Source organism: Sulfurifustis variabilis (assembly GCF_002355415.1).
In the GTDB taxonomy this organism is placed as follows: Bacteria; Pseudomonadota; Gammaproteobacteria; order Acidiferrobacterales; family Sulfurifustaceae; genus Sulfurifustis; species Sulfurifustis variabilis.
The window spans coordinates 412168-435624 of sequence record NZ_AP014936.1 but is presented as its reverse complement, the minus strand read 5'-3'; the positions used below and the strand labels follow the sequence as shown (position 1 = coordinate 435624).

25 protein-coding genes are annotated in these 23457 nt (G+C 66.5%); 6 read left to right on the top strand and 19 right to left on the bottom strand.

The genetic code is table 11. The features are described from left to right. Positions 1–9: 9 nt before the first annotated feature. The 14 genes from mshL to SVA_RS02085 all read right to left on the bottom strand — a co-directional run bounded on the left by mshL (position 10) and on the right by SVA_RS02085 (position 13120). Entirely contained in the window at positions 10–1707 is a 1698-nt protein-coding gene (gene mshL / locus SVA_RS02150; protein ID WP_096458150.1) for a pilus (MSHA type) biogenesis protein MshL, read from the bottom strand. Then, positions 1704–2033, bottom strand: coding sequence for a hypothetical protein (locus SVA_RS02145; protein ID WP_096458147.1), 330 nt, complete (start codon positions 2031–2033; stop codon positions 1704–1706). The genes mshL and SVA_RS02145 overlap by 4 nt, the downstream gene beginning before the upstream one ends. A 42-nt stretch (positions 2034–2075) precedes the next feature. Further along, the gene (locus tag SVA_RS02140) at positions 2076–2786 is read right to left on the bottom strand and encodes a hypothetical protein (RefSeq protein ID WP_096458144.1); all 711 of its coding nucleotides are present in this window, start codon (positions 2784–2786) and stop codon (positions 2076–2078) included. Then, the gene (locus SVA_RS02135) at positions 2783–3439 is read right to left on the bottom strand and encodes a PilN domain-containing protein (RefSeq protein ID WP_096458141.1); all 657 of its coding nucleotides are present in this window, start codon (positions 3437–3439) and stop codon (positions 2783–2785) included. The genes SVA_RS02140 and SVA_RS02135 overlap by 4 nt, the downstream gene beginning before the upstream one ends. After that, positions 3436–4377, bottom strand: coding sequence for a type IV pilus biogenesis protein PilM (gene pilM, locus SVA_RS02130; RefSeq protein WP_096458138.1), 942 nt, complete (start codon positions 4375–4377; stop codon positions 3436–3438). The genes SVA_RS02135 and pilM overlap by 4 nt, the downstream gene beginning before the upstream one ends. Positions 4378–4510: 133 nt before the next feature. Further along, positions 4511–5557, bottom strand: coding sequence for a hypothetical protein (locus tag SVA_RS02125; protein WP_096458135.1), 1047 nt, complete (start codon positions 5555–5557; stop codon positions 4511–4513). After that, on the bottom strand, positions 5554–6108 hold the full coding sequence (locus SVA_RS02120) for a PilW family protein (protein ID WP_096458132.1): 555 nt from the start codon (positions 6106–6108) through the stop codon (positions 5554–5556). The genes SVA_RS02125 and SVA_RS02120 overlap by 4 nt, the downstream gene beginning before the upstream one ends. Beyond that, positions 6108–6497 carry a type IV pilus modification PilV family protein gene (locus SVA_RS02115; RefSeq protein WP_096458129.1) on the bottom strand — a complete coding sequence of 130 codons (390 nt, stop codon included), beginning with the start codon at positions 6495–6497 and terminating at the stop codon, positions 6108–6110. Before SVA_RS02115 ends, SVA_RS02120 begins: the two co-directional genes overlap by 1 nt. Next, positions 6494–6973, bottom strand: coding sequence for a GspH/FimT family protein (locus SVA_RS19970; RefSeq protein ID WP_197703325.1), 480 nt, complete (start codon positions 6971–6973; stop codon positions 6494–6496). Before SVA_RS19970 ends, SVA_RS02115 begins: the two co-directional genes overlap by 4 nt. Positions 6974–7039: 66 nt before the next feature. Next, the gene (locus tag SVA_RS20265) at positions 7040–7411 is read right to left on the bottom strand and encodes a type II secretion system protein (RefSeq protein ID WP_096458123.1); all 372 of its coding nucleotides are present in this window, start codon (positions 7409–7411) and stop codon (positions 7040–7042) included. Between the two features lie 64 nt (positions 7412–7475). Next, positions 7476–8054, bottom strand: a complete 579-nt coding sequence (locus SVA_RS02100) for a prepilin-type N-terminal cleavage/methylation domain-containing protein (RefSeq protein WP_148665351.1) — start codon at positions 8052–8054, stop codon at positions 7476–7478. Positions 8055–8115: 61 nt separating this feature from the next. Then, the gene (locus SVA_RS02095; RefSeq protein WP_096458117.1) at positions 8116–9348 is read right to left on the bottom strand and encodes a type II secretion system F family protein; all 1233 of its coding nucleotides are present in this window, start codon (positions 9346–9348) and stop codon (positions 8116–8118) included. 5 nt (positions 9349–9353) lie between these two features. Next, the gene (locus SVA_RS02090) at positions 9354–11075 is read right to left on the bottom strand and encodes a GspE/PulE family protein (RefSeq protein WP_096458114.1); all 1722 of its coding nucleotides are present in this window, start codon (positions 11073–11075) and stop codon (positions 9354–9356) included. Between the two features lie 140 nt (positions 11076–11215). Beyond that, positions 11216–13120, bottom strand: a complete 1905-nt coding sequence (locus SVA_RS02085) for an O-antigen ligase family protein (RefSeq protein ID WP_169923931.1) — start codon at positions 13118–13120, stop codon at positions 11216–11218. 116 nt (positions 13121–13236) lie between these two features. On the opposite strand from SVA_RS02085, the gene SVA_RS02080 reads away from it, so the two are divergent. The 3 genes from SVA_RS02080 (at position 13237) to SVA_RS02070 (ending at position 16531) form a co-directional block, all read left to right on the top strand. Beyond that, positions 13237–13716 (top strand): tRNA (cytidine(34)-2'-O)-methyltransferase, encoded by a 480-nt coding sequence (locus SVA_RS02080; protein ID WP_096458108.1) that lies wholly within the window; start codon positions 13237–13239, stop codon positions 13714–13716. An 83-nt stretch (positions 13717–13799) separates the two neighbouring features. Next, positions 13800–16094 (top strand): penicillin-binding protein 1B, encoded by a 2295-nt coding sequence (mrcB, locus tag SVA_RS02075; RefSeq protein ID WP_197703324.1) that lies wholly within the window; start codon positions 13800–13802, stop codon positions 16092–16094. Then, positions 16091–16531: a tetratricopeptide repeat protein gene (locus tag SVA_RS02070; RefSeq protein ID WP_169923930.1), complete on the top strand. Its 441-nt coding sequence runs from the start codon at positions 16091–16093 to the stop codon at positions 16529–16531. The genes mrcB and SVA_RS02070 overlap by 4 nt, the downstream gene beginning before the upstream one ends. A 56-nt stretch (positions 16532–16587) precedes the next feature. Here SVA_RS02070 and SVA_RS02065 read toward each other — a convergent pair whose 3' ends face one another. From SVA_RS02065 to SVA_RS02045, 5 genes are all read right to left on the bottom strand, one after another. Further along, positions 16588–17586: an NAD(P)H-dependent glycerol-3-phosphate dehydrogenase gene (locus tag SVA_RS02065; RefSeq protein WP_096458099.1), complete on the bottom strand. Its 999-nt coding sequence runs from the start codon at positions 17584–17586 to the stop codon at positions 16588–16590. A 58-nt stretch (positions 17587–17644) separates the two neighbouring features. Beyond that, entirely contained in the window at positions 17645–18115 is a 471-nt protein-coding gene (gene secB, locus SVA_RS02060) for a protein-export chaperone SecB (RefSeq protein ID WP_096458096.1), read from the bottom strand. 1 nt (position 18116) lies between these two features. Next, on the bottom strand, positions 18117–18389 hold the full coding sequence (grxC, locus tag SVA_RS02055; RefSeq protein ID WP_096458093.1) for a glutaredoxin 3: 273 nt from the start codon (positions 18387–18389) through the stop codon (positions 18117–18119). 2 nt (positions 18390–18391) lie between these two features. Beyond that, a complete protein-coding gene (locus SVA_RS02050) occupies positions 18392–18802 on the bottom strand; it encodes a rhodanese-like domain-containing protein (RefSeq protein ID WP_096458090.1) in 411 nt (136 codons plus the stop codon). A gap of 67 nt (positions 18803–18869) precedes the next feature. Further along, on the bottom strand, positions 18870–19211 hold the full coding sequence (locus SVA_RS02045) for an ArsR/SmtB family transcription factor (RefSeq protein WP_096462789.1): 342 nt from the start codon (positions 19209–19211) through the stop codon (positions 18870–18872). A gap of 128 nt (positions 19212–19339) precedes the next feature. On the opposite strand from SVA_RS02045, the gene gpmI reads away from it, so the two are divergent. From gpmI to SVA_RS02030, 3 genes are read left to right on the top strand one after another with little or no spacing between them, the layout of a single operon-like run. After that, on the top strand, positions 19340–20920 hold the full coding sequence (gpmI, locus tag SVA_RS02040; RefSeq protein ID WP_096458085.1) for a 2,3-bisphosphoglycerate-independent phosphoglycerate mutase: 1581 nt from the start codon (positions 19340–19342) through the stop codon (positions 20918–20920). A 16-nt stretch (positions 20921–20936) separates the two neighbouring features. Beyond that, positions 20937–22073 carry a murein hydrolase activator EnvC family protein gene (locus tag SVA_RS02035; RefSeq protein ID WP_096458082.1) on the top strand — a complete coding sequence of 379 codons (1137 nt, stop codon included), beginning with the start codon at positions 20937–20939 and terminating at the stop codon, positions 22071–22073. Positions 22074–22119: 46 nt separating this feature from the next. Next, entirely contained in the window at positions 22120–23445 is a 1326-nt protein-coding gene (locus SVA_RS02030; protein WP_096458079.1) for a S41 family peptidase, read from the top strand. Positions 23446–23457: the final 12 nt, after the last annotated feature.

Below are 23457 nucleotides of genomic sequence, written 5' to 3'. Positions count from 1 at the left end.
GTCGCTCCGCTACGAACCGACGCGGATCTTCCTGACGCGCTCCTGTACGCCCTTGACCTCTTCGTCCCACTCCCCGGCGAAATTCACGATCGTCGGCTTGAGGAGGATCACCAGCTCCCGCTTGATTCGCGTCAGGCGCTTGTGCTTGAAGAGATTGCCCACGATCGGAATGTCGCCGAGCAGCGGGATGGACGCGTGGTCGCTGGTCGAGCCTTCCTTCATCAGCCCGCCGATGACGATGATCTGCCCGCTCGGAGAGCGCACGACGTTATCCGATTCCTGGATGCTGCTTGCGGCGAGCGGCAGGCTGAAGATCTGGTCGCTGATGACGAACTCCTTGGTGCGCTGCACCACTTCGCTCACCGAGGGATGGATGTGCAGGATGACGGCGCCGTTCGCGTCGATCTGCGGCGTCACGTCGAGGGCGATGCCCGAGAAGAACGGGGTGAGCTCCACCTCCGGCACGAATACGGTGCTCAGGCCGACCGTACTCGGCTGGCTGGTGACGCCGGTGACGAAGAACTCCTCGCCGCCGACCTTGATGACCGCCTTCTGGTTGTTGACCGTCGACACCCTGGGGCTCGACAGCACCTTGACGTTCCCCTGCGTCTGGAGCAGCTCGACGAACGCCGCGAAATCGCCGGTCCTGGCGGAGATCGTGAAGACGCCGCCGAAGGCCGAAGCGTTGGTGCCCGAGATCGCGCTGAAAGCGGTTCCCGGATTGAGGTTGCCCGCGTTCCGGGCGATCTCGCTCGCCCGGTCGAGGACGCCGTTGTTCAAGATGGTTCCGCCGCCCACCTGTCCGAGCGTGACGTCGCCCGCGATGTGCGCCCAGTTGATGCCGGTCTGGAAACGATCGTTCAGCTCGACGTCGATGATTTTCGCCTCGAGCACCACCTGGCGGTTGACGGTGTCGTGCGTGAGGCCGAGGTACTCCTCCACCATGCGCATCTCGTCGGGCATGGCGCGCACCACGACGACGCCGGTCTGCGGGTTCACGACGATCTGCCGACCCTCCTCCTTGCCGATGATCGCGCCGAGCGTCTCCTTGAGGTCCTTCCAGAAATCCGCTTGCGAGTCGGTTTCGACGCGGATGCTCGGCACGCGGGTACGCGTCTGACCGGAGCTCGTGCCGGTGCCGCTGCCGGTCCCGGAGTCGGGGCGCTGGGACGTCGTCTGGGTCAGCTCGCCGTTGATCACGCGGGTGTCCGACTTGCCCTTGCGCGTGAGGTTGAGGTAGTTGACCGGGAAGATGCGCGTCTGCATGCCGCGGCCGTAAACCAGAAAGCGCGCGCCGTCGCGGCGATAGGCGTAGCCGTATGTCCGGCGGATCGCCTCCATGGCTTCGGGCACGGTGACTTCCTTGAGGTGCAGCGTGATGCTCCCGTTGACCTCCGGGCTCAACACCATGCTGTAGCGCGTGCCTTCGACGATGCCCAGGAAGACCTGTCTCGCCGGCGTGTTGTTTACCGTGAGGTCGAAGCGCGGCTCGAGCGGAACCGTGCCCCCTTCCGGGAGCTGAATCTCGATCGGCGGCACGAGCGCCTGGCTCACTTCCGGCGGCACCGCGGACGGCTTCGCAGTCGCGAGGCTGGCGTCGATCTCCGACTGAACCTCGTCGGACCACTTGTGGGGAACGCTTTGGCAGCCCGTCAGGAGGATGCCGGCCGTCAGCAATGAGGTGCTGAGCTTGGCGATTATTCTCATTTGTGTTCTCTCGGCAGCTCGGGCATCAGCCGCAGCACGGTCTCGCGGCCGCCCTCGCGGAGCACCACTTGGAATGGCCCGATGGCGACGACCTCGCCGCCGCTCACCCGGTCGCCTTCCCGGACCCGACGGCCGTCGATGACCGCCACGCGTCCGGCAGGACCGACCTGCGTGTACGCCAGGCCCTGGCTCGCGCGCGGCAACGCGCTCTCCGACCGCTGTGCATGCGGGCGCGTGGGGTCGGGCAGCTGCTCGAACGACCCCGCTCCGGCCGTTGCAGCGGCAGCGGCCGAAAGCGAGAGCAGCATCAATAAAATGAAGCGCATACCGCAGTCTCTACAATTATCGTGCCAGGCAAAAATCGCGGCTCACACGCCGATCCATGCCTCTTCCGGCCCCAGTGTGTAGATAACGAGGGTCAGCTCGGAAAGCGGGTAGTTCTCCGCACGCAGGCCGACCTCGCCCCAGAACACCTTCCAAGGCAGCGACTCGAGCGCATGAAGGTAGCTCGCGAGCTCCGGATAGCGTCCCTTCACCCGTACACGCATCCCGTGGCGATACAGGACAGGAGCCGCCGTTCTCGCGACGGGCGTCGGGCGCGCATCGGCGCCGGCGGGCGCGACAACCGCTGTTTTCGACGGCTCGAGGAGCGGTTCGGGAGGCAGGTTCACCAGCTCGACCAGCTGCAGCGCGCGGTTGCGCGTCAGCACCTGCCGCACCAACCGCGGCATTTCCCGGGGGCTGACGAGGCTGCGCGCCTGCTGCGCGGCCGTGGTATCCAGCGCGCGCAGCCGCGCCTGGAGCTCGGCGATGCGCGCACGGTTGCGGGCATCCGCGTCCTCGGCATACGCCGCCGCGGCCTTCTCCACCTCGGCGTTCAATACGCGTGTCTGCTCTCGCTTCGCCTGCAACTCGCCCTCGAGCCGCTTCTGTTCCTTCTGCAAGCCCGGAAAGAGCGCGTTCGCGGCGAGGACGAACAGGACGCCGAGGACGGCCGTGAACATCAGCGCGCGCTCGCGCAATTCCAGGCCGTCGACCCGCTCGAGAAAGTGCCTGAACCCGGCCAGTTGGCTCGTCATGACCGGCCCCCCGCGGGCGGCGAATCCGTAACCTCGCCCGTCGTCTTGACCGTGAACTCGACGTAGTCGGCCGGATGCGAGGCGCCGCTCTTCGTGGTCCGGTCCGGCCGCTGCATCTGGAACACCTCGAAGCGCTTGCCGGCGAGCGCCTGCTCGCCGGACAGGCGCTCGAGGTACTCGGGGAGCAGCTCGGGACGCGTGGCGCGGCCGGTAAGCGTGAGCGAATCGCCGCCTCCGGTGATGGTGAAGCCCGTGAGCCAGAGCCCGGACAGGCTCTGGCGGGCGAGAGCGGCGAAATAGCGCGACGTGCCCTGCTGGTCGCCGAGCGTCTCGCGGGCCAGCAGCGCCTGAATCTGCTCGCGCGCTGCCAGTCGCAGCTCGAGATCGCGCCGCTCCTGCTCGAGCACGGCGTCCGCGCGTCGTCCGGCGACCCGGGTATTGAGCGCCTCCAGGCGCTGCGCGGCCGCGGCTCGGTCCCGTTCCGCTCGAGCGAGCTCGCTTCGCAGCGAGCCGACCTGCCACCAAGCGTAGCCGTACATCAGCACGATGCCGGCCAGCACCACGAGCACGGCCTGAACCATCGCACGCGCGGAGAAACGCTTCTCCTGCTTGCGGAAGATCGGATGATAGAGGTTGACCTGCTGGCTGATCACAGCGCCCGGACCTCCTGGCGCAACGCGGCGCCGAGGGCAGGCAGGCACCGCGCCTGCCATTCGGGCGGGATCGTGGGGTCGCACTCGACGATCGCGTGCATGTCCAGCTCGGCAACCTGGGTGTTCAGGTTCCCGGCCAGATGATCGGTCAGTCCGTACACGGGCTCGCCGAGAGGGGCGACGACCAGGTGCCGGATCGGAGGCTGCCGGAAATGGCTCTCGTAGTAATCGAGCGAGCGTTGCACCTCGAGCGCGATCTGCCCCAGACAGTCGTCTCGCGTTTCGTCGCGGCGCAACGCCTCGAGCCCGACGGCAAGCGGACGCGCGAGATACAGCAGCCCATGCCGGGTCAGCGTCAGCAACCCCGTCCGCGCCTGAAGAGACAGCAGTACGACGCCATTCGCGTCCTCGGGCAGGAGCGCCGCGACGTTGCGCTGGCAGAGCTCGCGAATGTCGACTACGTCGAGCGAAATACCCGCTTCCTGCAGGCACTCCACGCGCTGCTGGATCGCCTGGTTGCGCGCCGCCACCACGTACATCTCGCGCGGCGTACCGCGCGCCTGCTCGACGGGAAGGTCGAAGACGTCGATCGTGGCGTCGTTGATGTGAAAATCGATCAGGTCCTTGATTCGCCAGCGCAGCGCCGCCCGCAGCTCCTGGGCCGGCACGTCGGGAGCGGCGGTCAGGAGCAGCTTGTAATCCTCTTCGTTGAGCACCGTGGTGCAGCGTGCCCGCTTGAGCCGATGCTCGGCGCTGACGCGCGCGAGCAGCCGCGCCCGGCCTTCGGTCGCGCCGTCGAACGGCCGGAAGTCGCAGGCGGTCAGGCGCGGCCGTCGTCCCGGCGCATGAGAAACGGTGGCGAGGCAGACGCCGTCCGGGTCTATGCCGATCCCGGTGAGATCCGAGCCGCCATTCTTCTTCGCAAACAGCGAAAACACGTTGATTTCCCCTGAATTTGCCCCTCCCTGGGAGAGCTAGTTAAGTAATAGCAGAATTTCGTGCACTAACAGCTTGTCTGTCCTGTATTTCTGGTATCGGGCCCGAGGGCCGGGATGCCCTGAAGGAAAGTCTTCAAGATTCCTGCCAACTGACCACTTTCACGCTGCCCGCCGGTCGTATGGCGATCACCCCGATCACCCACGACCGGTTGTTGTTCAGGGTCCAGCTCATCGTGTACGGGCCGGCCGGGGTGAGCGGGCCCCGAAACGACCCCGCCCCCTGCACGCCGTTCCCGCCGTTGCCGGAAGCGAAGTTCCAGAGCGCCGTCTGCGCGGCCGACGGGGCCGCGACCACGTTGCGCCTGACGGCCAGGGAATCCACCAGCCAGGCGCCGTTCGTCAGCGTCGTGACCGCGACGCTGGGGGTGCTGTTGCCGCCCTGAGCGGTAGCCGAGGCCTCGATCGGCGTCGTCTGGTCGACTCCGGTGAACGAGACGGCACCCGCGGCCAGTCGATTCGGCGCCGCCGACAGGGTCAGGACGACGTTGGCGGCGCCCGTGGGGGGATCGACCAGGTACCAGATCTCGGTACGGACGTCGATGCCGCGCCTCTGGCTGAGCTCGCGCACGAGGTTCTGCCCTCCGTAGGTCACTCCCGTCACCTGGATGAACGGGTTATTGCGGATGTTCATCGACACGCCGACGACGAGGAGGCGGTCGACGCCACCCGGAGCGACGGTGTGCGCCCACGAGTTCGTCGTGCTGGTGGAGGTCGCGTCGAGCGCGATCGGTGTCCCGTAACGCAACTGCGCCGTGATCGTGCGCCTCGCCGAGCCGACGAGCCCCCTCGTCTGCACGGTGCACAACGCGCCCGCCGGCGCGGCGCTCACGATCTGGAAGCTCCCGCGCCCGAAGGCGGGGGTGCCGACCGGCACGCCCACGCCCGCCGCGTCGCAGGTCCCGCTTCCCGCGTATACCTGGCTCGCGTGCTCGAGGGCGCTTTCGGCGAGAAACAGCGCCGCGATGCTGTCGTCCTGCTGCAGCGCGTCGTTGACGCTGGAGCTCGCGTACAGCACGGCGACCAGCAGCGAGAACGCGATGACGGTGATGAGCAGGATCACGGCGAGCAGCGTCGCCGCGCCCCGCTGGGCGCGCCGCAGCCGTTCGCGCATGACCTTCATGGCTGGTTGCGCAGCGCTACCCGCGTGCGCTGCGAGAAGGTGGTGACGTTGTCGGGCGGGCGCTGCAGCGACAGCGTGATCTCCACGAAGGCGATCTGCGCCGGATCGTTGGTGGTCGTCACCCCGTCGATCGCGTAGCCGGTGAAGAGGGCGCCGCCGGCGGCCACCTGATCGGTGAGCGTGGCGACGCCGACGCCCGCGTAGGTCAGCGTGAGCGCGGGCGGGGCGCTGCCGTTCAGGGTGACGACGGTCCCGTCGTTCTTGGTGAAGGTCACGCTCGACGTCGTCGCCCCGGCCATCGCCAGTACGTACGACACGCCCGTGTGCTGCACCTCGCGCAGCTCTCGGGCCATGCGCTCGGTCGCGTACCGCAGCTTGTCCAGGGTGTGCAGGTCCGCGGTGCTGACGCTGAACACGCGGAATCCGCCGAACAGGATCGGCGCCGCCACGGCGGCAAGGACGCCCAGGATGATCAGCGTCATGACCAGTTCCACGAGCGTGAAACCCGCCGTCCGCCGGCAGCGCCCGATGGGTTCGAAGGAGGCGGGCATCAGTAATCCACCACCAGCAGATGGAGGCTCCGGCTGGTCGACCCGTCGCTCGCCGTCACCGTGACCTGTTTGCAGTTGGCGCCACCCGGGCAGCCTGCGCCGGCGTAGGCGACGACGGAATCCGTCGCGGTGAAGCCGGCGTAGGCGGGGAGAGCCGCGCACAACCCGGAGGCGACCCCGGCATAGCCGACCGCCGAATCCACGCGCCGGCGGGCCAGTACGTGCTCGGCGCAACGTTGCGCCGCCTGCGCGGCCACGCCGATCCGGTCGTTCGTGTCCACCGAACCGACCGTTTGACCGAAGAGCGCGGTGAGCCCGACCAGGCCGAGGCTCAGCACGACGATGATGATGACGAGCTCGATCAGGGAGAAGCCGCGCCCGCGCTTCATGGCGTTACCGCGACGAACCCCGTGAGGACGCTGAGGGCGACCGTGCGATCGGTCGCGCCGGCACCGGAGAGCGTGAAGGTCGCGCCGGCGCTCGGCCGCCCGTGAACGTCGAAATCGACCGTCGCCCCGGATACGGTCACGCCGTAGGCGAGGCCGACGCTGAAGGGCGCGCGGGTCGCCGGGTCGGTGACCGGACTCGCATCGCAGGGCGCCGCTCCGGCGGTGACGCACGACACGGCGTAAGCGCCACCGCCCGCCGTCAGGCGAAGCGGCCGCCCCCAGGTCATCGCGAGCGTCTGCGCGTGCCGGAGGTGCCGCGCGAGGAGGTGTGCCTGCTGCGAGAGCGTGGCTTCGGCATTCGAGGGGGTGGTGACGGCGGCGTAGACCGCGATGATGGAGATGATGAGCAGGATGACGACGAGCTCGACCAGCGTGAAACCGGCCGGCGGGCTCCGGTGGGTGCGGGCGCGGGCCATCGCAAAACCGAAGCGGACGCCTGGAGAGGCCACAGGCGTCCGCGCGGGCACAGAAGACAGCGTGGCTTAGGTGATGCCGTGGCCGACGAACGTCGAGGTCTCGCCCGACGGCGTGTGGGTCACCGTGCAGCTCGCCGTCGCGTCGTTGGCGATGGCGCCGGCGGTGATCGTGTAGTCGGCGTGCAGACCGCCCTGCAGGGCGTTCGCCACATCGGTGCAGTTGGCGACGGCCACGCCGTTCGCGCTGTTGGCCTTGCGCGAGCCGTAATTGATGGCCGAGGCCGAACCCAGCGCACCGGCGACACCGGCGACGGCCGCCTGCTCGGCGTCCGTGCTCAGATCGACGAACCGGGGAACGGCGGTGACCGCGAGGATCGCCAGAATGACGATCACCATCACCAGCTCGATCAACGTAAAACCACCCTGCTGCGTGTTCATGCTCTTTCTCCTCTTCAACTCAACCGCGTTGTACAAAAAACCGTTCTTGATCGGTCCTTCGTCCTCAATTCGTCCACTCGTACGACTCCAGTGCCGCGAACCGCACGCCCTCCAGGCCGTCCACTGCCTGGTCGAACCTGCCGTTCCGATTCCTGTCCTCGTACACGAGCCTGATCGCGAACCGCGCCCGCGCGGGAGGGCCGAGACTGCTCGAAAAGTAATCCTCGTTGCGCACCCGGTAGACGAGCGTCCGCGACGCGAGGTCGAAGTACCAGGAGCCGGCGGCGACGCTGGCGGGGTCCGGATCCGCGAGTGCGCCCAGATAGTTCTGGGGCAACTCGGACAGCCGATCCATCGGATTGCTGCCCTCCAGGGCCCGGAGGCCGCTCATATCGCCCTTGGCAAGGTGATTTGCAACCTTTATGCCAAGCGCGCTTCGAAGGCTGCCCGCCACCTGCTCCATTGCAACGCGCTCGGCGTCCACGCGCATCGCCCATAAGCGGTCGATGGCGAGGAGGGCGAGCAGCGCGATCGCGCATACGACGATCACCATCTCGAGCAGCGAGAAACCCCTCTCCCGGCTTTCACCGGCGGTCCTGCCCCGGCTGCCGGCCGTGCTTTCTCGCCACCCGTAAATGTGCATGCAGGCCTATCGAACAGTAGGTTACGGTTTTGTTCTTTTCCAGTTTCGAAGCCGGCCGTCGTCAGCCGCGGGCGGCCTTCGCCAGGTCCCACATCGGCAAGAAGACACCGAGGGCGAGTATCAGCACCATGATGCCCACCGCCACGAGCAGGATGGGCTCGAGCGCGGCGCTCAGGCCCTTGAGCGCGTAGTCGACCTCGCGGTCGTAGTAATCGGCGACCTCGCCGAGCAGGCCGTCGACCGCACCGGTCTCCTCTCCCACGGACAACATCTGGAGCACGAGCGCCGGAAACATGGACGTCGCGATCGCGGTACGCGTGATCGTCTCTCCGCGCTCGATGCCGTCGCGCATCTGCAGGACGCGCTGCCCGATGAAGTCGTTGCCGACCGACCGGCTGACCACCGTGAAGGCCTGCACCAGCGGGACGCCGGCGCGCAGCGCGATCGAGAGGGAGCGCGAGAACCGCGCGAGCGCGGCGTAGCGAAAGATCGACCCGACGATGGGAAGCCGTAGCTTGATCCTGTCCCACCGGTAACGCCCTTCCGGCGTCTTCAGGTGCACGCGAAGCGCCACGGCCAGAGCAGCGGCTCCGGCCAGCATCCAGTGCCAATGACGCGCAAAGACATCGGATATCGCGACCAGCATCCGCGTGATCGCGGGAAGCTCGGCGCGAAAGCCGGCGTAGACGTTGGCGAACGCGGGGATAACGAAGATGTTGATGATGAACAGCGCGGCGGCAATCGCGCAGAGGACGATGACCGGGTAGCGGACCGCCTGCCTGACGCGATCGCGCGTTTCCTTCTCCCGTTCGAGGTAGCGCCCCAGCTGCTGGAAGCTCTCGGGGAGACCGCCCGTCGTTTCGCCGACCTGGACCATGCTCCCGAACAGCGGCGGAAAGACGTCCGGGTGGCGGCCGATGGCGGTCGTGAGGTCGAACCCGGCGTCGAGGCTCTCGCCGATACGGCCGATGACGCGTGCGAGCGCGGGGTTCCGGGTGGTCTCGCGCAGGCCGCGCAGCGCTTGCAGGATCGGGACCCCGGCCTTGAGCAGCGTGTGCATCTGCCGGCAGAAGAAGATGAGGTCGTCCAGCCCGACGCGGTTCTCGGTCAGCCGGAACGTGAGGGCACGAAGCCCGCCGACGACATCTCGGCTGATGTCCGTAGGCAGGATATCGATCGGTATTACGCCGCTGTTGAACAGCTGGTCGGCGACCGCGTCGGTGCTGGCCGCCTCGATCCGGCCGCTCACGGCCTCGCCGCGCTGGTTGCGCCCGCGGTACTGGAAGAGCGCCATCGCCGCTAGTCTTCGAGCCCGAAAGTCGCGCGCATGACCTGCGCCATCGTCGTGTGTCCCTGTGCCGCGAGAGCGATCGCGCTGCGGCGCAGGTTCTGGTAGCCGGGCTGCCGGCGCGCCGCCTCCACGAAGTCGAGCGGGCTGCCGGAGTGCAGCGCGCGGGCGAGCGTGTCGTCCATCTCGAGGAACTCGAACACCCCGATGCGCCCCTGGTAGCCGGTCCCGTTGCAGTGGCTGCAGCCGGCGCCGCGGCGAAACGTGAGCCGGTCGGCGCCGTCGCCGACCTCTTCCCGCAGCACCGTCTTCGTCGCCGGGTCGAGCTCGTGCGGCTCGGCGCAGGTTTCGCATATCCGGCGCAGCAGCCGCTGCGAGACGATGCCGCGCAGCGATGCCGCGACCATGTAGGGCGCGACGCCCATGTCGATCAGGCGCAGGGCGGTGGAGACGGCATCGTTCGTATGCAGCGTCGACAGCACCAAGTGACCGGTCATGGCCGCCCGCAGGCCGATCTCCGCCGTTTCCTGATCTCGCATCTCGCCCACGAGGATGATGTCCGGGTCCTGTCGCAGCATGGATCGCAGCACGCGGGCGAAGCTCAGGTCGATCTTCGGGTTCACCTGCACCTGGCTGATGCCCGGGAGCCGGTATTCGACCGGATCCTCGACCGTGAGAATCTTGAACTCGGGGCGGTTGAGCTCGCTGAGCGCGCCGTAGAGCGTGGTGGTCTTTCCACTGCCGGTCGGACCGGTCACGAGCACCATTCCCGTCGGGGTGTGAATCAGCTCGCGGAAGCGCTTGAGCACGGGCGCGGGCATCCCGATGTGCTCGAGCTTCAGGATGCCCGTGAGCTGGTTCAAAAGGCGCATGACCACCGACTCGCCGTGCTGCACGGGCATGGTCGAGATACGGACATCCACCGCCTTGTTCTCGTGCACGCGGACGTTGAAGCGACCGTCCTGGGGCAGCCTCTTTTCCGATATGTCGAGCCCGGCCATGAGCTTGATCCGGGACACCAGCGCGCCGGCGATGCGCCGATCGGCCGTCGTCTGCACGCGCAGCACTCCGTCCAGCCTGAAGCGGATGCGCAGCTCCCGCTCGTCGGGCTCGATGTGAATGTCCGAGGCGTTCACCTGCACCGCGTCCTCGAAAATGCTCTGCAGCAGCTTGACGACCGGCGCGTCCGTCAACCCCTCCGAGGCCGCCAATTCCCCGAGATCCACGCTGAACGACGACAGTTCCTGTTCCAGCTCGAGCGCGAGGCCGCTGATCTCCTCGGTCCGTCGGTACACCCGGTCGATCGTCTGAAGGAGGTCGGCCTCCTTCACGACGGCGAGCCGCAGCGGGCGCCGCAGCGCACGCGACAGCTCGTCGTAGGCGAAGATGTCGGTCGGATCGGCGAGGCCGACGAGCACGCCCTCGCGCGTGTCCTGAAGCGAGATCGCCCGGAACCGGCGTGCGAGCGTTTCGGGGATGAGGCGCGCCGTCTCGGGCTTGTAGTGGAAGCGCCGGAGATCGATGTAGGGGATCTTCAGCTGCTCGGCGAGAAACGCGAGGAGCTGTTCCTCGGTGAGGAAGCCGTTCTCGACGAGCACGCGACCGAGCTTGCGCCCGCTTTTCTTCTGTTCGGCGAGCGCAGTGTCGAGTTGCTCCTGCGAGATCACCTTGTGGGCGATCAGCAGGTCCCCGATACGGATCCGTTTCGGACGTTCGGCGGCGGCCTGCGCCATACGCAAGTCCTCGATTAGACTGGATTATTCATGTACTACCTGAAGAACTAACCCTAACTGTAGACCACGACGACCCGGCCGCCAGCCGCACTGCAGCGGGGCAACCTCCACCCAAGGGATAGCAAGGATCAGGCCACGGACTACGGCATGGTGGCCGCCATCCGCGGCTCCCTGTCCGGGGCGGCGGGACGGACGGGAGCGAGCCGGGCGAGCCGGGCACTCAAGTCGCGGACACGGTCCTCCATCTCGACGGCGCCTTTCGCGTCCCCGGCCTCGCGCCGGAGTCGGGCCGTCGTCTCGTAAAGCGGCACCAGTGCCGGATTCGGGACGTACCAGTGGCGAATACCGTCCTCCAGCACTCGCCGTCCGGCGGAGCGATCGCCTGCGTCCAGCAACAGGCGCGCGTACGCGTGGCGCGTCTTGAAGAGGCGCGGATCGAGCGCCAGCGCGCGTTGATACTCCTGCATCGCCGCCGTCCGCCAGGAGGGTCCGGTCAGCGACGGATTCTCATGGTAGAGACGCGCGCGGAGGGCATGAACCGTGGCGCGAAGGGGATTGGCGGATTGCGCCTCGTCGAGCAGAGACAACGCCGCGCGGTACAGCACGGGGCGCTCGGGAGCGTCGGCGGGCGTCCGGGCGACGACGTGGCGATAGAGGTCGGCGTGGGCCAGCATGACTCTGTCGTCGCGTCCGTTCAGCCGTCCCGCCCACGCGTAGGATTCGCCGGCGGCCGCGAAATCGCCGCTGCGAGCGAGCGCGAGGCCGCGGCCGTAGAAATAGTCGGAGGTACCCAAAGCGGCCAGGTAGGCGAGCGAAAGCAGCGCGGCGACCCCGACGGCCAGCCGGAATACCGCGGGACGGCGGAACAACCCGGACGAGACAGCGCCGTGAACCGCGTGGGGGTTCATCCCGATCAGTGCCCGATACCGGGCGAGAACGAGACCGGCCAGTATCGAGATCGGCAACACATACAGGTTGAAATCGAGCATGCTGTGCGCGGCGATCGCGAGCAGCCCTCCGAAGAGTCCGGCCGACTCGATTGACGGCAGCGGGTCCGGCGCGCGCTTGCGAAAACGGATCAGGCCGACGAGCACGGCAACGTACAGGGCAAGCAGCACGAGCGGGGCGGCCAGGCCCCCTTCTATCCAGAGATGCAGGTAGTCGTTGTGGGCGAAAAAACCGAGGCTGGCGTCGGTCGGATCGCGGTACCGTGGCCAGATGAGATAGTAGGTGCCGAGACCGGTCCCCAACCACCAATGGTCCAGCGCCATCTGGAAGGAGCCCTTCCAGATGAGCATTCGCGGGAGCGCCGCGATGGCCGGATCGGCCAGCGTGGATATCCTGGTGCCGACGGCGCCGCGCGTGAGCAGATCCGCGCAAAGGTAAGCTCCGATCGCAAGCCCGGCGACGCCCGCCAGATGCGTCCGCGCGACCTGGCGGTACGTGAGGACGGCGAGTACCCCCATACCGAGAAACAGACTGACGGTGGTTCCTCGCCCCTGGGTCGTTGCGATCGTGAAGAAAAGCAGAAAGAGGCCGGCACCGAGCGCAGCGACAGGGAGACGGCGGCCTGTCCGCAATTCCGCGAGCCAGCGGGCCGTGGCCGGAAGCGCGATCAACACGAGCATCGCCGCGAACGAATGGATGTTGATGAAGCTCGCGCGCGGCGGCTGTTTGTAAACGATGAGCTGCACGAGCGCCATCCCGCAAAGCGCGACGGCGCCCAGGAACGCGAACCCGGATGCCCATTGCCAGACGCGCTCCCGCTCCGGCGAAACGGTGCAGGCCCAGTAAGACAGACCCAGGGCGCCCACCCACCAGAAGGTCATCATGGAGAGGGCCGGCACGGGGCTCCAGGAAAGCGAGAGCGCGAGCCATGCCAGGAAACACGTGAGTGTGACCGTAATCGCATCCGCGGGCGCGCGAAGGCCTTCCTGCCGGCGCAACAGCGAAAGCGCAAGCCAAAGCACGATTAGCATCTGCGCGCCGGCGAGAAGCACGATCTGCGGGCCGTGAAAGAAAACAGCGAGACCGAGCGCCCCCACTATGGCAACCGCGCCCGCCGGGGGCCGGAATGTGCGACTTTCCCTCGTCATGGTCTTCGCGCCATCGCTTAGAATGCTCTCACCACAATGTAGACCGCGCCGAATCGCATCCGCCAATGCTCGATGTCGTGCTGTACGAGCCGGAAATCCCGCCGAACACCGGCAACGTCATTCGTCTGTGCGCCAACACGGGTTCGCGCTTGCATCTCATTCGACCGCTGGGATTCAGCCTGGACGATCGCGAGGTCCGGCGGGCGGGACTCGATTACCGCGCCATCGCGGAGGTGCGTACGCACGTGAGCCTCGATGCGTTCCGGGCGTGTATCGAGCCGCCTCGTATACTGGCGTTCACAACGCGCGCCAGCAGAATATACACCGAGGTCGCCTACGCGCCCGGCGACGCGCTCCTCTTCGGACCCGAGACGCGCGGCCTGCCGGCGTGCGTGCTGGAAGCCGTGCCGGCCGATCATCGCGTGCGGCTGCCGCTGCGACCCGGCAACCGGAGCCTCAATCTGGCGAACGTCGTGGCGATCGCCGTGTACGAGGCCTGGCGCCAGCTGGGTTTCGGCGGCGCCGAGGGACCGACGGGCGGCTGAACGCGGTGTCGGCCGGGAAGCCAAGATCGTTATAATGAGCGGGCCCGCCCGTTCACGTCGCAGGCTCACAACACCAAATTCCCGTGACTGGCCGCCGTCGTCCCGCACGCCCTTCCCGCTCGAGGCGAGTTCTTCTCGTCCTCGCCGCTCTGGGACTTCTTTTCGGTCTTTACACGATCTACCTGGATTTCACCGTGCGCTCGCATTTCGAGGGCAAGCGGTGGGCGTTGCCCGCGCGCGTCTACGCAAGCCCGCTCGAAATCTATCCGGGCCGACACCTGTCCGCGGTCGATCTCGGCGAGGAGCTGGTGGCCCTTGGCTACCGAAGCGGCACATCCGGCGAGCCGGGAACGTTCCAGCGAACGCGCGACGCCTTCGAGATCGTGACGCGGCCGTTCACGTTCTGGGACGGTCCGCAGCCGGCGATGCACGTACGCCTCACGTTCGACGGCGACCGGGTCGCCGCGCTCGAGGATCCGGAAGGGAGGAGCATCCCTATCGCGCGACTGGATCCGTTGCTGATCGGCGGGATCTACCCGGCCCACAACGAAGACCGGGTGCTGGTGAAGCTCGACGAGGTACCGCCGGTACTGGTCAAGGCGCTACTCGCCATCGAGGACCGCAAGTTCTACCAGCACCACGGCGTAGACCCGCGCGGGATCGCGCGTGCGCTGCTCGCCAACGTGCGCGCCGGGGACGCGGTGCAGGGCGGTAGCACGCTGACGCAGCAGCTCGTCAAAAACTTCTACTTGAGCGCCGAGCGCACCCTGTCGCGCAAGCTGAACGAGGCGCTCATGGCGCTGCTGCTCGACGCGCACTACGGAAAGGACGAGATCCTCGAGGCGTACCTCAACGAGATCTACCTCGGTCAGGACGGCAGTCGCGCGATCCACGGCTTTGGGCTCGCCGCGCAGCATTACTTCGACCGCCCGCTACCCCACATTTCGCTGACGCAGGCGGCGCTGCTGGTCGGCCTCGTCAAGGGACCGTCCTATTACGATCCTCGGCGGAATCCGAAGCGCGCACTCGAACGACGGAACCTCGTGCTGGCCGAGCTCGCAGAGCGAGGTGTCATCACGACGGCCGATTACCTGCGTGCGAAGGCCGCGCCGCTCGAGGTGACGGCAAAGGCGCCGGTCGGCACGTCCCCTTATCCCGCGTTCCTCGGACTGGTGCACCGTCAGCTGCGTCGCGATTACTCGGAGAGCGACCTCCGCTCTGAGGGACTGCTGATCTTCACCACGCTCGACCCCCGAACGCAGCGAGCCGCCGAGAAGTCGCTGACGAGCCGGCTCGGCGCACTCGAGAAGCAGCGCCGTCTCCCGGCCGGCTCGCTCGAGGGTGCGGTGATCGTGACGAGCACGGAGCACGGCGAGATCCTCGGCCTCGTCGGCGGGCGGAATGCCCGCTTCGAGGGTTTCAACCGCGCACTCGACGCGGAGCGGCAGGTGGGCTCGGTGATCAAGCCCGCGGTGTACCTCGCGGCGCTGTCGCGCCCCGAGAAGTACACGCTCGTAACGCCGCTCGACGACAGTCCGCTGAGCTGGAAGGAGCCGGGCATCGACGAGTGGACACCGCAGAACTATGACCGCGAGTTCCACGGTGAGGTGGATCTGCGGACTGCCCTCGCCGAGTCCTACAACGTCTCCGCCGCGCGCCTCGGCCTTAGCCTCGGCGTGCCGGAGGTGGTCGATCAGGCGCGCCGCCTGGGGGTCGAACGCGCCCTGCCCCCTTACGGTTCCACGCTGCTCGGGAGCGTCACGCTGACGCCCTTTGAGGTGACCCAGATGTATCAAACGATCGCGAGCGGCGGCTTCCGGACCCCGCTGCGTGCCATTCGGGAGGTCATGACTCCTCAAGGAGAGCCGCTCAAGCGCTACGGCATCGCCGTCGAGCAGGCAGCTGATCCCGGGGCGGTGTACCTGCTCACCACCGCTCTTCAGCACGCCGTGCGTGCGGGCACCGGCACGGGCCTCTCGCGTTATCTCGCTGCGGAGCTCGACGTCGCCGGCAAGACCGGAACCACCAACGACCTGCGCGACAGCTGGTTTGCCGGGTTCACCGGTGATCGGCTCGCCGTTGTCTGGGTCGGTCGCGATGACAACCAGCCGGCCGGGCTCACCGGCGCGAGCGGCGCGCTGACCGTCTGGGGAGACATGATGGCGCGGCTCGATCCGGAACCGCTCGTCCCCGCCGCTCCGGAGAACATCGAGATGGTCGCTATCGACCCCGACACCCGGTTGCGCGCCGATAGCGGCTGCGCCGGCATTGAGCTACCTTTCATCCGTGGTTCCGCCCCCGTCGAAACGGCGCCCTGCGCCGCCGGGACGCCGGCGAAGGCGTTGAAAGGATGGTTCCGGAGGTTGCTGGAGCGATGAAAAGCGCGCGTATTCTGGTTTTCCCGTTGCTCGCGATCATCGCGGGCTGCGCAACCTTGCCCGATTTCCGTCCCGATACCGACGCGGAACCGCCTCCGGCCTCCGACAACAGCGCGGTCGTCGCGCTGCTCGACTCCGCGCACCGCGATGCGGCAACCGGTCGTTTTGACAGCGCCGCGGCCAGCCTGGAGAGAGCGCTGCGCATCGAGCCCCGAAACGCCTCCTTGTGGCACGAGCTCGCGCGCGTGCGGCTCGAGCAGAACCAGGCCACGCAGGCGATTCAGCTCGCCACCAAGTCGAACACGCTCGCCGGAGACAACATACGGCTGCGCGCGGAAAACTGGCGGGTCATCGGCCAGGCCCGCGCACAAACCGGCGATCATCGTGGCGCCGAGGCTGCCTTTGCGAAGGCCGAGGAGCTCGCGGAACAACGCTGAGAAGATCCCGGGGAGCAAAGGCGCAGGGCCGGGAATAGCCCTCCCCCTTCTGGCACCTATTCTGCGCGCGGCTCGCGCTTGAACAGCGTTTCGACGGCGGTAACCGAGGGAACGTCCTCGTAGAGCACCCGGTACACCTGCTCGGTGATCGGCATGTCCACATTGAGCTTGTGCGCAAGCCGGTAGAGCTCTCGGGCTGTGGCCACGCCTTCGGCCTCTTGCCCGATCTCGGTCAGCACATCGGCGAGCTTCTTTCCGCGACCGAGACCCAGGCCCACGCGGCGGTTGCGCGAGGTGTCGTCCGTGCAGGTCAGGATGAGGTCGCCCGCGCCGGCAAGCCCCCAGAACGTCTCCTTCCTGCCCCCCATCGCGACCCCGAGGCGGGCAAGCTCGGCGAGTCCGCGCGTGATCAGCGCTGCGCGCGCATTGGCGCCGAAACCGAGACCGTCGCTGATGCCGGCCGCAATGGCGATTACGTTCTTGATCGCGCCGCCCAGTTGCACGCCGGTGACGTCCTCACTCGTATAGACACGCAGGCGGTCGTTGCGCAGCCACTCGCATACGGTGCGGGCAACCACCGGGTCTTCGGAGGCGACGGTCAGGGCGGCGGGGAGTCCGCGGGCAACCTCGATCGCGAAGGTGGGACCCGACACGATGGCACGCGGCCGTCGGCCGAGCACTTCGTCCATCACGGTGGCGAGCAGCTTCCCTGAGCCCGGCTCGAAACCCTTGCTCGCCCACGCAACGATTCCGTCCGGCGCGAGGCTCACCTTCAGGCCTTCGAGGGACACGCGGAAGGCGTGGCTGGGAACGGCGACCAGGAACGCGCGCACACCGCCGGCGACGACGGAGAGATCCGCGCTGAACTCGATGGACTCGGGCAGACGGATGCCGGGGAGCGCCGGATTGAGCCGTTTGCGACGAAGCCGCTCGACGTGCGCGGGGTCGTGCCCCCACACTCTGACCCCGAGACCGTTACGAGAGAGCAGCACCGCGAGCGCGGTTCCCCAGGCGCCCGCGCCCAAGACCGCTATCGTCGGCTTCGTCCGCGTCATCCTTTCTTTTAGCGGAACCGACTGCTTGGGAAGGATCGCACGGACGTCTGGTGCGCCCTCATTGTTTGACCTGGTCCTTCTGTTCTTTCAAGGTCGCCTGCTTCTGGTCGTAGAGCGCCTCGAAATTGATCGGATTGATCAGGAGCTGCGGGAAACCGCCCTTGCCCACCAGGTCGTTGACCGCCTCGCGAACGAAAGGGAGCAGGATGGACGGGCAGCTGATCTCCAGCGTACGCGATAACGCATCACCCGACACGCCGGACACACGGAATATTCCCGCTTGATGTACCTCGACCAGAAACAGCGTGCGCTCCGGCTGCTTGGCCGACGCCGTGACGGAGAGCACCACTTCGAACAGACCATCCTGCGCGCTGAAGGCCGTGTGCGAGATCCCGAGCTGGACGTCCAGCTGCGGGCTCGCCTGCTCGAAAAAGACCCGAGGGACAGCGGGCGCCTCGTAGGAAATATCCTTGATGTAAATCCGCTCGAGCGCGAACCGCGCGCCCTGTGTCTGTCCGTTCTCGGTCATGTCATCCGCCTGCAGCTTGGTCTGATCGAAGCAGTGCGTCGAGGGTACCGGCCCGGTCCAGCGACGCGAGATCCGTGTAACCGCCGACGTGCCGTCCGTTGATGAAGATCTGAGGGACCGTCGTGCGGCCGCTCAGCCGCGTCATCTCGATGCGCAGATCGGGCGCATCGTCTATCTGGATGCGTTCCACCACCACGCCCTTCTTCTGAAAGAGCATGTCCGCCATGCGGCAATACGGGCAGGCCCGCGTGGCGTACATCACGATCTTCGGCATTCCTACTTCTCGAGCGGCAGGTTGTCGCGCTGCCACGCGACCAGCCCGCCCGCAAGCGAATACACCTTTTCGAAACCCTGCTTGCGGAGCGTCACCGCGCCGCGCAGCGATCGGTTGCCGCTGCGGCATGCCACGACCACGGGCTTTTTTCTGTGTTTTTCAAGAGGTTTGAGGTGCTTTTCGAAGCCGGAAAGCGGCACGCTGAGCGCGCCCGGGATGTGACCGGCGGCGTACTCGTTCGGCTCGCACACGTCGACCACGACGGCCGCTTCGCGGTTGATCAGGAGAATCGCTTCCGCGGGGTTCACGCTCTTGATGCCGTATCGGCGCTGCGAGAGCGTCGGGCCGATGAGCATCGCCAGGATGACGGCGAGCGCGAGAAACAGGTACCAATTGTTGATGACGAACTGCATGAAGACATGCCGCAGGAACGCGGCGGCCTTTTACCGAAGCCGCCGCAGGACTGACCGAAAAAGATGACTACGTGCGATTGGCGCTGCAGAAGGCGTCGCGCAGCGCACCGATGAGCTTGAGAATCTTGGGATCGCCGATCCGGTAGTACACCTTGTTCGCATCCTTGCGGGAGGCGAGGATCTCCTTGTCGCGCAGGATCGAGAGATGCTGTGAGATGTTGCTTTGCGAGGTGCCGACCTGCTCGACGATGTCCTGCACGCTGAACTCGCTCGTGCTGCCGAGCAGGCACAGGATCTTGAGCCGCAGTGGGTGGGCCATCGCCTTGAGGGAGCGGGCGGCATGATGGATGTCTTCTTCCCGGGTGATCAGCTCGACCTGCTGTTGAAGGTTTTCGGCGGTGACGCTCATGTTGTGTGCCTCGTGCTTCATCGAATTCGGGCAATTTCCCGGCTGCATGGCCGCTGCCCCGCATTCACAAAACATTATACAATTATAAGGAGTTTGAAAAGACGAATAACGCGTTTCGGGATTTCCGCATGTCTTTTTCCCCTAAGCCCCTGATCCTCATCATTATGGACGGCTGGGGCCACCGGCAGGACACCCAGTACAATGCCATCGCCGCGGCCAGCAAACCGGTCTGGGACCGTCTCTGGCACGACTACCCGCACACACTCATCCAGGCATCCGAAGCGGCCGTGGGACTGCCGGCGACCCAGATGGGCAACTCGGAGGTGGGCCACCTGAACCTCGGCGCCGGCCGGGTGGTGTACCAGGAATATACCCGCATCAACCGGGCGATCCTGACAGGCACCTTCTTTAATAATAAGACACTCACCGATGCGGTCGACCTCGCGGTCAAGTCGGGGCGGGCCATACATCTCATGGGCCTGCTGTCTCCGGGCGGAGTGCACAGCCATGAGGACCACATCCACGCCATGATCGAGCTCGCCGCCCGACGGGGAGCCAAAGAGATCTTCCTGCACGCATTTCTCGACGGACGGGACACCCCGCCACAAAGCGCCGCCGCTTCCATTCGGGCCATGGAAGCGAAGTTTGCCGCGCTCGCGGCCGGCCGCTTCGCGTCGATCATCGGCCGCCACTACGCCATGGACCGCGATCATCGCTGGCCGCGCATACAGGCCGCTTACGACATGATGACGCGGGGCAAGGCGGCGCACCGCGCACCCTCCGCCACCGAGGCCCTCGAACAAGCGTATGCCCGGGGAGAAACCGACGAGTTTGTGCAGGCGACGGTCATTGCGCCGGTCGACGGCGCGCCGGCGTGCGTCCGGGACGGAGACGTGATCGTTTTCATGAACTTCCGCTCCGACCGCGCGCGCCAGATCACGCGACCGTTCATCGAACGCCACTTCGACGCCTTCGAGCGCGAGGCGAACCCGAAGATCGCCGCGTTCGTGAGCCTTACGGAGTACAACTCGGAATTTCACGTGCCCGTCGCCTTCCCGCCCGAACGGCTCCGTAACGTCATGGGCGCCTACCTCGCCTCGCTCGGCAAGCGCCAGCTTCGCGTCGCGGAGACCGAGAAGTACGCCCATGTGACTTTCTTCTTCAACGGCGGGGTCGAGACACCCTACGAGTTCGAAGACCGCATTCTCGTTCCTTCTCCGACCGACGTGCCGACCTACAACCTCAAGCCGGAGATGAGTGCCTACACGGTGGCAGACGAGGTCGTGAAAGCGATCGGGCGCAATGGCTACGACGTGATCGTCTGCAACTTCGCGAACCCCGACATGGTCGGCCACACGGGCGATTTCGAGGCCACCGTGCGCGCGATCGAGGCCGTGGACGGTTGCCTCGGCAGGATCGCCGAGGCGGCGACAGCCGCGGGCGGGGAGCTTTTGATCACTGCGGATCACGGCAACGCAGAGCAGATGTTCGACTTCGAGACGGGCCAGCCCCACACGGCGCATACGACCAATCCCGTACCGCTCCTTTACGTCGGGCGTCCCGCCGACTTGGCGAAAACGGGTGCGCTCGAGGACATCGCGCCGACGCTGCTGCACCTCATGGGCGTGCCTATCCCGACCGAGATGAGCGGCCGACCGCTCGTCGAGCTGCGGAGTGAGCGACCGAAGACGATCGAGCAACGCGCCTAGCCTGCTTGCCGCCGGCGTGCTCCTGCTGCTCGCGGCAAGCAGCACGGTCGCGTCCGACGCGCACGAAGCTCAGCTCGAGCGTTTGCGCGTCCAAATCCAGGCTCTCCAGCGCGACCTCAACGAAACCCGCGGGCGGCGCGACCACGTGCGCGAGGAGCTTCAGGCTCACGAGCGCCGAATCGATGCGCTATTGCGGTCGCTCCGCGAGATGGATGCGCGCTTGGCGCAAGACAATCAGGCTCTCCAGGCGCTACAGCGCCGCGCCGAGAAGGAGCGCCAACGTCTGCAACAACAGACCTCGGTCCTCGAGTCCCAGCTGCGGGCGGCGTACGCAATGGGGCGGCAGCCTTACCTGAAAATGATGCTCAACCAGGAGCAGCCGGCGGCGGCCGCTCGCGTCGCCGCCTATTACCGTTACTTCAACGCCGCCCGCCTGGAGCGAATCGAAGAGATACGCGGCTCGCTGGAGCGACTGGCTGCGCTCGAAGAGGAGGTGCGCGAACGCCGCGAAGCCATGTCGGTACTGCGCGAGACCCAGGCAAACGAAAAGCGCTCCCTCGAGGAAACACGGGCGCGGCGAGGCGAGGTGCTCGCGAGCTTGAACCGGGAGGTGCGCGATCGCACGCGCGAAATCGCGCGCCTCCGAGCCGACGAGGAGCGGCTGGAGCGTTTGCTCAGTGAGATCAAGCGATACTTGCCGGACGTATCGGTCCCCGGGCCGGGCAAACAGGTGCGCTTTTCCGCTCTCAAGGGGCGGCTCCCCCTGCCGATCGAGGGGCGCATCTCCGCGCGGTTCGGGGAACCGCGCGGAATCGGTGACCTGCACTGGCGCGGCGTGTTTCTGAACGGCAAAGAAGGGCAGACGATCCACGCGGTTTCACGAGGCCGAGTCGCATACGCCGACTGGTTGCGTGGTTTCGGGCTGCTCTTGATTCTCGACCACGGGGATGGCTATATGACGTTATACGGGCATAACCAGACCCTGTATCGGAAGGTCGGGGACTGGGTGGAAACGGGGCAGCCGATCGCGACCGTCGGAAGCACCGGAGACGCCCCGGGTACTGGTGTGTATTTCGAGATTCGCCACAACGGCTTACCCCACGATCCCCTGCACTGGTGCGCCACCGGACGCGCGACCCGCGCCCGCCGTTGATCCCGAGCCCTCCGCTTTCGGAGGGCTCCAGAGGTTGGAGCTACGCATGAAATCCGCAGCACGCTATACCCTGGTCCTCCTGCTCGGCATCTTCGTCGGCGCGGGCATCGCGCTGGACATGACCGTGCTCGCTGAGCGCGAGCAGGCCCGGGAGGCGCTGTCGCCGTTGCCCGTGGACGAGCTGCGCACCTTCACCGAGGTTTTTGCGCGCATCAAGAGCGATTACGTCGAGCCGGTCGAGGACAAGAAGCTGCTCGAGGACTCCATACAGGGCATGCTCGCCGGCCTTGATCCTCACTCCAGCTACCTCGATGCCGACAGCTTTCGCGACGTGCGGATCGAGACGGAGGGCCAGTTCGGCGGGCTGGGCATCGAGGTCACGATGGAAAACGGGTTCGTGAAGGTCGTGGCGCCCATCGAGGACACGCCGGCGGCGGCAGCCGGGCTCAAGACCGGCGACCTCATCATCCGGCTCGACGAGAAGGCCGTGAAAGGAATGACGTTGACGGAAGCCGTGCGTCTGATGCGGGGCAAACCTGGATCAGAGATCGTCCTCACGGTGGTGCGCGAGGGACAGACAAAGCCACTCAAGTTCACGGTCACACGCGCCGTCATCAAGATCCAAAGCGTGAAGAGCCGCCTGCTCGATCCCGGATACGGCTACCTGCGTGTCACCCAGTTCCAGTCGGCGACGCCGAAGGCCGTGACGGCGGCACTCCAAAGGCTCGAGAGCGAGAACAAGGGACCGCTCAAGGGGTTGATCCTGGACTTGCGAAACAACCCCGGAGGCGTGCTGAACGCCGCCGTGGGCGTGAGCGACGCTTTCCTCGAGAAGGGGCTGATCGTCTACACGGAAGGACGGGTTGCGGACTCGAAGCTCAAGTTCTCGGCCGCGCCGGGTGATGTCCTTCGTGGAGCGCCTATGGTGGTGCTGGTGAACGGGGGGTCGGCATCGGCTTCCGAGATCGTCGCGGGGGCGCTGCAGGATCACAAGCGGGCCATCGTCATGGGGACCAAGACCTTCGGCAAGGGCTCGGTCCAGACGATCGTCCCGGTGAGCAACGGGGCCGCGCTCAAGATCACGACCGCGCGGTATTACACGCCCGATGGGCGCTCCATACAGGCCGCGGGAATCGCGCCGGACATCCTCACCGAGGAGGCGAAGATCACCAAGAACGACACCACGGGTCGCCTCAAGGAAGCGGATCTCGCGCGTCACCTGGAAAGCGGCGCTGCGCCCGAAAAGGCCATCGAGGTGCCGAAGCCGGCCGAGCAGGACGGCAAGACCATTCCTTCCGCCGAAGAGGATTACCAGCTTCAGGAGGCTCTCAATCTCCTCAAGGGTATCGCCATCTTCAAGGCCAGAAACTGAGGGCGGAACGCG

Coding starts and splice junctions, on each gene's coding strand:
- gpmI (WP_096458085.1), top strand. CDS start 19,340: ATGTCTTTTTCCCCTAAGCCCCTGATCCTCATCATTATGGACGGCTGG.
- SVA_RS02145 (WP_096458147.1), bottom strand. CDS start 2,033: ATGCGCTTCATTTTATTGATGCTGCTCTCGCTTTCGGCCGCTGCCGCT.
- SVA_RS02030 (WP_096458079.1), top strand. CDS start 22,120: ATGAAATCCGCAGCACGCTATACCCTGGTCCTCCTGCTCGGCATCTTC.
- SVA_RS02100 (WP_148665351.1), bottom strand. CDS start 8,054: ATGCACATTTACGGGTGGCGAGAAAGCACGGCCGGCAGCCGGGGCAGG.
- grxC (WP_096458093.1), bottom strand. CDS start 18,389: ATGCCGAAGATCGTGATGTACGCCACGCGGGCCTGCCCGTATTGCCGC.
- SVA_RS02070 (WP_169923930.1), top strand. CDS start 16,091: ATGAAAAGCGCGCGTATTCTGGTTTTCCCGTTGCTCGCGATCATCGCG.
- mshL (WP_096458150.1), bottom strand. CDS start 1,707: ATGAGAATAATCGCCAAGCTCAGCACCTCATTGCTGACGGCCGGCATC.
- SVA_RS19970 (WP_197703325.1), bottom strand. CDS start 6,973: ATGGCCCGCGCCCGCACCCACCGGAGCCCGCCGGCCGGTTTCACGCTG.
- SVA_RS02140 (WP_096458144.1), bottom strand. CDS start 2,786: ATGACGAGCCAACTGGCCGGGTTCAGGCACTTTCTCGAGCGGGTCGAC.
- SVA_RS02125 (WP_096458135.1), bottom strand. CDS start 5,557: ATGAAGGTCATGCGCGAACGGCTGCGGCGCGCCCAGCGGGGCGCGGCG.
- SVA_RS02120 (WP_096458132.1), bottom strand. CDS start 6,108: ATGCCCGCCTCCTTCGAACCCATCGGGCGCTGCCGGCGGACGGCGGGT.
- SVA_RS02090 (WP_096458114.1), bottom strand. CDS start 11,075: ATGGCGCAGGCCGCCGCCGAACGTCCGAAACGGATCCGTATCGGGGAC.
- SVA_RS02050 (WP_096458090.1), bottom strand. CDS start 18,802: ATGCAGTTCGTCATCAACAATTGGTACCTGTTTCTCGCGCTCGCCGTC.
- SVA_RS20265 (WP_096458123.1), bottom strand. CDS start 7,411: ATGAACACGCAGCAGGGTGGTTTTACGTTGATCGAGCTGGTGATGGTG.
- secB (WP_096458096.1), bottom strand. CDS start 18,115: ATGACCGAGAACGGACAGACACAGGGCGCGCGGTTCGCGCTCGAGCGG.
- SVA_RS02080 (WP_096458108.1), top strand. CDS start 13,237: ATGCTCGATGTCGTGCTGTACGAGCCGGAAATCCCGCCGAACACCGGC.
- SVA_RS02115 (WP_096458129.1), bottom strand. CDS start 6,497: ATGAAGCGCGGGCGCGGCTTCTCCCTGATCGAGCTCGTCATCATCATC.
- SVA_RS02095 (WP_096458117.1), bottom strand. CDS start 9,348: ATGGCGCTCTTCCAGTACCGCGGGCGCAACCAGCGCGGCGAGGCCGTG.
- SVA_RS02065 (WP_096458099.1), bottom strand. CDS start 17,586: ATGACGCGGACGAAGCCGACGATAGCGGTCTTGGGCGCGGGCGCCTGG.
- SVA_RS02045 (WP_096462789.1), bottom strand. CDS start 19,211: ATGAGCGTCACCGCCGAAAACCTTCAACAGCAGGTCGAGCTGATCACC.